Source organism: Streptomyces alkaliterrae, from assembly GCF_007097205.2.
GTDB classification, from domain to species: domain Bacteria; phylum Actinomycetota; class Actinomycetes; order Streptomycetales; family Streptomycetaceae; genus Streptomyces; species Streptomyces alkaliterrae.
Genome location: NZ_VJYK02000363.1, coordinates 1 through 5,038 on the forward strand (window position 1 = coordinate 1; position 5,038 = coordinate 5,038).

General features: G+C 71.4%; 6 protein-coding genes. 2 read left to right on the top strand and 4 right to left on the bottom strand.

Annotated features, from left to right (window positions below; translation table 11 throughout):
• Together FNX44_RS23725 and FNX44_RS23730 are read left to right on the top strand one after the other, a co-directional pair.
• The coding region (locus FNX44_RS23725) for a PQQ-dependent sugar dehydrogenase (RefSeq protein ID WP_143650917.1) at window positions 1-1,005 on the top strand (1,005 nt) is incomplete at its 5' end.
• 38 nt (window positions 1,006-1,043) lie between these two features.
• On the top strand, window positions 1,044-1,295 hold the full coding sequence (locus FNX44_RS23730; protein WP_143650919.1) for a DUF6191 domain-containing protein: 252 nt from the start codon (window positions 1,044-1,046) through the stop codon (window positions 1,293-1,295).
• 37 nt (window positions 1,296-1,332) lie between these two features.
• Here FNX44_RS23730 and gatB read toward each other — a convergent pair whose 3' ends face one another.
• Genes gatB through gatC form a run of 4 tightly spaced genes read right to left on the bottom strand, consistent with a single transcriptional unit; the run spans window position 1,333 to window position 4,911 of the window.
• The gene (gatB, locus tag FNX44_RS23735; RefSeq protein WP_143650921.1) at window positions 1,333-2,841 is read right to left on the bottom strand and encodes an Asp-tRNA(Asn)/Glu-tRNA(Gln) amidotransferase subunit GatB; all 1,509 of its coding nucleotides are present in this window, start codon (window positions 2,839-2,841) and stop codon (window positions 1,333-1,335) included.
• A gap of 35 nt (window positions 2,842-2,876) precedes the next feature.
• Window positions 2,877-3,119, bottom strand: a complete 243-nt coding sequence (locus FNX44_RS23740; RefSeq protein WP_143650922.1) for a hypothetical protein — start codon at window positions 3,117-3,119, stop codon at window positions 2,877-2,879.
• Window positions 3,116-4,609 carry an Asp-tRNA(Asn)/Glu-tRNA(Gln) amidotransferase subunit GatA gene (gatA, locus tag FNX44_RS23745; RefSeq protein WP_143650924.1) on the bottom strand — a complete coding sequence of 498 codons (1,494 nt, stop codon included), beginning with the start codon at window positions 4,607-4,609 and terminating at the stop codon, window positions 3,116-3,118. The genes FNX44_RS23740 and gatA overlap by 4 nt, the downstream gene beginning before the upstream one ends.
• A gap of 5 nt (window positions 4,610-4,614) precedes the next feature.
• Complete coding sequence (gene gatC, locus FNX44_RS23750; protein WP_143650926.1) at window positions 4,615-4,911, bottom strand: Asp-tRNA(Asn)/Glu-tRNA(Gln) amidotransferase subunit GatC; 297 nt, start codon at window positions 4,909-4,911, stop codon at window positions 4,615-4,617.
• Window positions 4,912-5,038 lie beyond the last annotated feature (127 nt).

Below are 5,038 nucleotides of genomic sequence, written 5' to 3' on the forward strand. Positions count from 1 at the left end.
CCGCCGGCCCGCGGCTCGGTGGAGGTCGTCGACACGGTCGCCACCGGCCTGGACTCCCCCTGGGGGCTGGCCCCGCTGGACGACGGCGATCTGCTGGTCTCCTCCCGGGACACCGGCAGGATCCTGCGGATCTCCGGCGAGGACGGCGGCAAGACCGAGGTCGGTGAGGTGCCCGGGGTGGCACCGGGCGGTGAGGGCGGTCTGCTGGGCATCGCGCTGAACGACACCGACGGCCGCGACAACCATCTCTACGCCTACTTCACCAGCGCCTCCGACAACCGGATCGTGCGCATGCTCTACAACCCGGACAAGCCCGAGGGCCGGCAGCTCGGCGCGCCGAGCACCGTCTTCACCGGCCTGCCGAAGGCGGGCAACCACAACGGCGGCCGGATCGCCTTCGGCCCGGACGGCATGCTCTACGTCGGCACGGGCGACGCGGCCCGCCCCGGCCTCGCCCAGGACGAGGACTCCCCCGCCGGCAAGATCCTGCGGATGCGGCCGGACGGCAGCCCGCCCGAGGACGGCAACGCCGAGGACGACTCGGTGGTGTTCTCCAGCGGCCACCGCAACGTCCAGGGCCTGGCCTTCGACACGCAGAAGCGGCTGTGGGCCTCGGAGTTCGGGCAGAACACCTGGGACGAGCTCAACCTGGTGAAGTCCGGCCGGAACTACGGCTGGCCGCACGCGGAGGGCAAGGCCGGCGAGGAGGGCTACGTCGACCCGGTCGTCCAGTGGAAGCCCGAGGAGGCCTCCCCCAGCGGGCTGGCGTACGCGCGCGGCTCGCTGTGGATGGCCGGGCTGCGCGGTGAGCGGCTGTGGCGTGTGCCACTGGACGGAGCGGAGCCGCTTGCCGAGCCCCAGGCTTTCCTGGAGGGCGAGCTGGGGCGGCTGCGCACGGTGGTCTCCGACGGCGCCGACGGGCTGTGGCTGGTGACGAGCAACACCGACGGTCGCGGCGACCCGGACGACAAAGATGACCGTATTCTGAAACTGAAGGTGCGCTGACGGCCGTCCGCGCGCCGGACGGGGTAAGGAGAAGCACGATGTTCGGATTGGTGAACGAGCTCTTCAACCCGGGCGCGCAGCACGCCGAGGACGAGAAGCAGCGGCTGGAGCACACCCGCTACGAGGAGGGCTGCGCCGACCCGGCCAGCGGCCCGGTGGACCTGGACTCCGGTCAGATCCTCATCACGCTGCCCGGCCAGGAGGCCGTGCTTCCGCCGCGCGTCCGGCTGGTGGACGAGGACGGTCTGCCGGTCGACGACGCCGAGGCGTCCGGCGACGACCCCCGCTGAGTCGACCACCCGGCGTTCTGTCCGCCTGCGGCGGGGGTCAGCCCTGCACGCCCAGCTTCTCCAGGATCAGCTCCCGGACGCGGGCGGCGTCCGCCTGGCCGCGGGTGGCCTTCATCACCGCGCCGACCAGCGCACCGGCCGCCGCGACCTTGCCGCCGCGGATCTTGTCCGCGACGGCCGCGTTGGCGGCGATGGCCTCGTCGACGGCCGCGCCGAGCGCGCCGTCGTCGGAGACGACCTTCAGACCGCGCTTGTCGACGACCTCGTCCGGCGAACCCTCACCGGCCAGCACGCCCTCGATCGTCTGCCGCGCCAGCTTGTCGTTGAGCGAACCCTCGGCGACCAGCGCGCACACCCGGGCGACCTGCTCGGGGGTGATGGGCAGCGACGCCAGGTCGGCACCCTCCTCGTTGGCCCGGCGGGCGAGCTCGCCCATCCACCACTTGCGGGCCTGGTCGGCGGGGGCGCCGGCGTCGATGGTGGCGACGATGAGGTCGAGGGCGCCGGCGTTGAGCACGGACTGCATCTCGTGCTGCGAGATGCCCCACTCCTCGCGCAGCCGGTTGCGGCGCAGCCGGGGCAGTTCCGGCAGGCCGGCGCGCAGCTCCTCGACCCACTCGCGGGCGGGGGCGACCGGCACCAGGTCGGGCTCGGGGAAGTAGCGGTAGTCCTCCGCCTCCTCCTTGACCCGGCCCGAGGTGGTGGACCCGTCGTCCTCGTGGAAGTGGCGGGTCTCCTGGACGATCACGCCGCCGTCGTTCAGCACTCCGGCGTGGCGCTGCATCTCGAAGCGGGTGGCCCGCTCGACGCTGCGCAGCGAGTTGACGTTCTTGGTCTCGCTGCGGGTGCCGAACTTCTCCGAGCCGTGCGGCATCAGCGACAGGTTGACGTCGCACCGCATCTGGCCCATCTCCATCCGGGCCTCGGAGACGTCCAGCGCACGGATCAGCTCGCGGAGTTCGGCGACGTAGGCGCGGGCCACCTCGGGCGCGCGCGCACCGGCACCGGTGATCGGCTTGGTGACGATCTCGATCAGCGGGATGCCGGCGCGGTTGTAGTCCAGCAGCGAGTGCGACGCGCCGTGGATGCGGCCGGTGGCGCCGCCGATGTGCGTCGACTTGCCGGTGTCCTCCTCCATGTGGGCGCGCTCGATCTCCACGCGGAAGACCTCGCCGTCCTCCAGCTGCACGTCGAGGTAGCCGTCGAAGGCGATCGGCTCGTCGTACTGGGAGGTCTGGAAGTTCTTCGGCATGTCCGGATAGAAGTAGTTCTTCCGGGCGAAGCGGCACCACTGCGCGATCTCGCAGTTCAGCGCGAGGCCGATCTTGATCGCGGACTCCACGGCGGTCGCGTTGACCACCGGGAGCGAGCCGGGGAGCCCCAGGCAGGTGGGGCAGGTCTGGGTGTTCGGCTCGGCGCCGAGCGTCGTCGAACAGCCGCAGAACATCTTGGTCTTGGTGCCGAGTTCGACATGGACCTCAAGGCCCATCACCGGCTCGTAGGACGCCAGGACGTCCTCGTACGACACCAGGTCAGTGACAGTCACGGAAGTTTGCCTTTCGCATTGCTCGCTCGTCCGCGTCAGTCGTCCGCGAGGACGTCGTCGACGTTCATCCTGCGCAGCTCGCGGACGAGCAGCGCGACACCGGTGGCGATGGCGGCGGCGGAGACGACGGCGTCGACGAGCTGGAGCCGGTCCTGCTCGAAGCGTGCCTTCTTGGCCTGCTTGACGACGCTCACGGCGCCGAACAGCGTGGTGCCGATGGACAGGTAGGTGCCGGCCTTGGACTTCTTGAAGCCCTTGGCCTTCTCGAGCTTGCTCACAGCGACGGTGCCTCCTCAAGCAGCGGGTGTCCCCACCGTGCCTGGAGGGCCGCCTCGACGGCGGACCCGACACGGTAGAGCCGTTCGTCGGCCATGGCGGGGGCGATGATCTGGAGCCCCACCGGGAGCCCGTCCTCCGGCGCCAGCCCGCAGGGCAGCGACATGGCGGAGTTGCCCGCCAGGTTGGACGGGATGGTGCACAGGTCGGCGAGGTACATCGCCATCGGGTCGTCCGCCCGCTCGCCGATCGGGAAGGCGGTGGTGGGCGTCGTCGGCGAGACGATGACGTCGACCTCGCCGAAGGCCCGCTCGAAGTCGCGGCTGATGAGCGTCCGGACCTTCTGCGCCGAGCCGTAGTAGGCGTCGTAGTAGCCCGAGCTGAGCGCGTAGGTCCCGAGCATGATGCGGCGCTTGACCTCGTCGCCGAAGCCGGCCTCCCGGGTCAGCGCGGTGACCTCCTCCGCCGAGTGCGTGCCGTCGTCGCCGACCCGCAGGCCGTAGCGCATGGCGTCGAAGCGGGCGAGGTTGGAGGAGCACTCGCTGGGCGCGATGAGGTAGTAGGCGGCGAGCGCCTTGGTGAAGGACGGGCAGGACAGCTCCACGACCTCGGCGCCGAGCTCGCGCAGCAGTTCCACCGACTCCTCGAAGCGCTGCATCACGCCGGCCTGGTAGCCCTCGCCGGAGAACTCCCGGACGACGCCCACCCGCATCCCGCGCACGTCTCCGCTGCGCGCCGCCTCGACGACCGGCGGGACCGGCGCGTCGATCGAGGTGGAGTCCAGCGGGTCGTGGCCGGCGATCACCTCGTGGAGCAGCGCGGCGTCGAGCACCGTGCGGGCGCACGGGCCGCCCTGGTCCAGCGAGGAGGAGAAGGCGACCATGCCGTAGCGGGACACGGCGCCGTAGGTCGGCTTCACACCGACCGTCGCGGTGACGGCGGCGGGCTGGCGGATGGAACCGCCGGTGTCGGTGCCGATCGCCAGCGGCGCCTGGAAGGAGGCGAGAGCCGCGGCGGAACCGCCGCCGGAGCCGCCGGGGATGCGGGTGACGTCCCACGGGTTGCCGGTCGGGCCGTAGGCGCTGTTCTCGGTGGAGGAGCCCATCGCGAACTCGTCCATGTTGGTCTTGCCGAGGATCACCACGTCGGCGGCCTTGAGCCGCTTCGTGAGCGTGGCGTCGTACGGGGGGATCCAGCCTTCGAGGATCTTCGAGCCGACGGTGGTCGGCACGCCCTCGGTGGTGAAGATGTCCTTCAGCGCCAGCGGCACGCCGGCCAGCGGGCCCAGCTTCTCGCCCGCGGCGCGCTTGGCGTCGACCGCGCGCGCGGCCTCCAACGCGCCCTGGCGGTCCACGTGCAGGAAGGCGTTCACCTTCTCGTCGACGGCGTTGATCCGGGCCAGGTGGGCCTCGGTCACCTCGACGGCGGTGACCTCACCGCTCTTGATGCGCTCGGCCGTCTCGGCGGCGGTGAGCCTTGTCAGGTCGGTCATGCCGGTCACTCCTCACCCAGGATCTGGGGCACCTTGAAACGCTGCTGCTCCTGCGCGGGCGCGCCGGAGAGCGCCTGCTGCGGGGTCAGGCTCGGACGGACCTCGTCCGGGCGCATGACGTTGGTCAGCGGCAGCGGGTGGGAGGTCGGCGGTACGTCCTCGCCGGCGACCTCGGAGACGGCGGCGACCGCTCCGATGATCTGGTCGAGCTGTCCGGCGAAGTGGTCCAGCTCCTCGTCCTTCAGCTCCAGGCGGGCCAGCCGGGCGAGGTGAGCGACCTCCTCGCGCGTGATGCCAGGCATGCGGCGTTCCTTAGGGTTTCAAGGCGTGTTGTCCGGGGGTGTTCCGGCTTCGCTGCCCAATCCTATGGGTCCGGGCGGGCGGCGCGTACGCCGGACGCGGGCCCGGGGGCCGCGGGCCGGGGTGGAG

Excerpts from the sequence above, each read along its gene's own strand:
- FNX44_RS23730 (WP_143650919.1), top strand. The coding sequence starts at position 1,044 with ATGTTCGGATTGGTGAACGAGCTCTTCAACCCGGGCGCGCAGCACGCC.
- gatA (WP_143650924.1), bottom strand. The coding sequence starts at position 4,609 with ATGACCGACCTGACAAGGCTCACCGCCGCCGAGACGGCCGAGCGCATC.
- gatC (WP_143650926.1), bottom strand. The coding sequence starts at position 4,911 with ATGCCTGGCATCACGCGCGAGGAGGTCGCTCACCTCGCCCGGCTGGCC.